This is a genomic window from Arthrobacter sp. 2YAF22_2 (assembly GCF_052114645.1).
Classification (GTDB): Bacteria; Actinomycetota; Actinomycetes; order Actinomycetales; family Micrococcaceae; genus Arthrobacter.
In genome coordinates, this window is record NZ_JBFRFD010000512.1 from 1 (window position 1) to 2,528 (window position 2,528).

General features: G+C 67.4%; 3 protein-coding genes and 1 pseudogene. All 4 read right to left on the reverse strand.

Going from position 1 to position 2,528, the window contains the following annotated elements:
- Positions 1 to 168: pseudogene (locus AB4Y86_RS16595) on the reverse strand (YggT family protein); the annotation flags it as partial.
- 136 nt (positions 169 to 304) lie between these two features.
- On the reverse strand, positions 305 to 835 hold the full coding sequence (locus tag AB4Y86_RS16600) for a cell division protein SepF (RefSeq protein WP_441403273.1): 531 nt from the start codon (positions 833 to 835) through the stop codon (positions 305 to 307).
- A 114-nt stretch (positions 836 to 949) separates the two neighbouring features.
- Entirely contained in the window at positions 950 to 1,681 is a 732-nt protein-coding gene (locus AB4Y86_RS16605) for a YggS family pyridoxal phosphate-dependent enzyme (protein WP_441403275.1), read from the reverse strand.
- Positions 1,682 to 1,692: 11 nt separating this feature from the next.
- Positions 1,693 to 2,427, reverse strand: a complete 735-nt coding sequence (locus tag AB4Y86_RS16610) for a polyphenol oxidase family protein (RefSeq protein ID WP_441403274.1) — start codon at positions 2,425 to 2,427, stop codon at positions 1,693 to 1,695.
- Positions 2,428 to 2,528 lie beyond the last annotated feature (101 nt).

Genomic DNA, 2,528 nt, shown 5'->3' on the forward strand with positions numbered 1-2,528 from the left:
GAGCGGCTTGTCCGTAACGGAGTACACGGCGTGCGCGGTGACGAGCGCGGCGCCGCGCGGACGCCAGCTGCGGGCGAACATCTGCACCCAGTCGAAGATGAGGCGGACGATCAGGGCAACAAAGAAGAGCAGCAGTGCAACGTAAGCCAGTCCGAAAACAATTCCCATGACTTAAGTTATATCTCTCTGTTCGCTCGGGATACCGCAGTGTCCTGACAGTGGTTACGCATCAATTCCAACACGGATTGTTCAGCACTGATGCCAGACAGGTCTCCCTGCCTGGCATCAGTGCGTCAATCGTGGACTAGCTCTGGTTGAAGAAACTGGCCTGCGTCTCGCTGATCTTCTTGTCGTCACCAATCACTTCGACGTACGACGGCGATAGCAGGAAGACCTTGTTGGTCACCCGTTCGATGCTGCCGCGCAGGCCGAACACGAGGCCTGCGGAGAAATCGACGAGGCGCTTGGCATCGGCCTCGCCCATGTCGGTGACGTTCATGATGACGGGGATGCCGTCACGGAAACTCTCACCGATGAGCTTGGCATCGTTGTAGGACCGGGGGTGGATCGTCGTGATCTGCCGCAGTCCGGTGGTCTCTTCGCGGCTGGCCGCCGCTCGCTTGATGGGTGTCACGGGTGCGCGGTATTCCTCTTCAGCGGCGTAGGACTCTTCCTGGGGTGCCTCGCGGACAGGGGCCGGTGCGCGGCGCTCCTCGCGGTCGTGCTCCATGGAATCGTCCTCATCCTTGTGCAGTGTGTGATGCTCGGACTCGTAATGTTCATCGCCATCGGCGAGCCCAAGATAGATCATTGTCTTGCGCAGAGCGCCGGCCATGGTCGACTCCTAATCGTGTCCTATGCGGGCCGCTCAGTGACTTGACAGTTCTGGAGTCACTCCATCGGAATCACTGAATTGGAATCCCCGCCATTACCTTCCAATACGACGAACCTACCCCACTGCCGGGCGCGGACCGAGAATATCGGCACCAATTCGAAGGTGTGTCGCCCCGAACAGGATCGCCGCTTCGAGGTCCTGGCTCATCCCCGCCGAAATGGCTGTGGCCTGCGGATACTCGGCGCGGAGTCGGGCGGAGATACCGGCCAGTTTCTCGAACGCTGCGTCGGGAGCCACCCCCAAGGGTGCCACAGCCATAACGCCGGCCAGCCGGACACCGGCGGCTGCGGCGAGCAGTCCGCCCAGTTCCGGGACCGCGGCGGGCAGGGCGCCCCCGCGGCGCCCGTCGGCGTCCTCGTCCAGGCTGACCTGGATGAAGCACTCGAGGTCCTCGCGGCCGGTGCGCTCATGTTCGGCGGCCATCGCCTTGGCGAGGGCGGCGACCAGCTGGGGCCGGTCGACCGAGTGCACCGCATGGGCGTACTTCACCACGGATTTGGCCTTGTTGCTCTGCAGCTGGCCGATGAAGTGCCAGCGGAGCCGCAGCCCTGCCAGCCGGGCAGCCTTGTCCRCCGCTTCCTGGTCCCGGTTTTCGCCGACGTCCGCAACGCCGAGCGAAGCCAGCCGCGCGACGTCGCCGGCGGGGTGGAACTTGGTGACCACGATTAGTTCCGGCGGGGCGTCCTGCCGCCCGGCGCCGGCCGTGGCGGCGTCGATCCGGAGCCGGACGGCGGCTAGCCGCCGGCGCAGTTCGGCGAGGCGCGCGTCGTCGCGGCCGTCCCACATGGCTGGCTCGGTCACTGGACTTCCTCCGTCCAGACCAGCCCTGCGAACCGGCCCGTCCGGTTGTCGCGGCGGTACGAAAACAGGTCCGCATCCTCCCGGGTGCAACCGCCGGCATATTCGACGGCGACGTCGTCAGCCGCCAGCTGGCTCCGCACCCCGGCGGGAAGGTCCAGCCCGGGGGTGCCGTGCGACGTCGTGCACCAGGCCGCGGGAACGAGCGCGGCCACCTCCGCACGCATGGCCTCGGGAACCTCATAGCAGTGTCCGCAGATCGACGGGCCGACCCAGGCGGCGAGGTCTTCGGCTCCGAGCGCACGCATCCGCGCCACGGCGGCCGGGACCACCCCGGCGGCCATGCCCGGCCGGCCCGCATGGACGACGCCCAGCACCGGCGCAGCCCGGCCGGCGACCGCGCGCTCCCCCACCAGCACGATCGGCACGCAGTCGGCCACCATGACCGCCAGCGGCTCCCCGGCCGAAACCATGGCGTCGGCGGTCGGCGCCGTCACCGGGCCGTCCCGGCCGGCGTCGGCGGCGCCTGCGGCGACGACTGCCACCGCGTTGCCGTGGACCTGGTTCATGTACCGGAAGTGGCGGGAACCGAGCCCGGCGGATTGTTCAAGTTCATCCCGGCGGCGGCGGACCGCGGCCGGATCGTCGCCGACGTGGAGCGCCAGGTTGCCTGCCGCGACGTTCGTGAACGCCGCCCACACGCCGGGCCGCACCTCGGCTCGCCAGGAAAACACTCAGCCCACCGCCGCATCAAGTACCAGCAACATTGAAATCTTCATACCAATCACCGTAACCCGCCAAAGCAGCATGGCACCGCCCGCGGGCGGTGCCATGC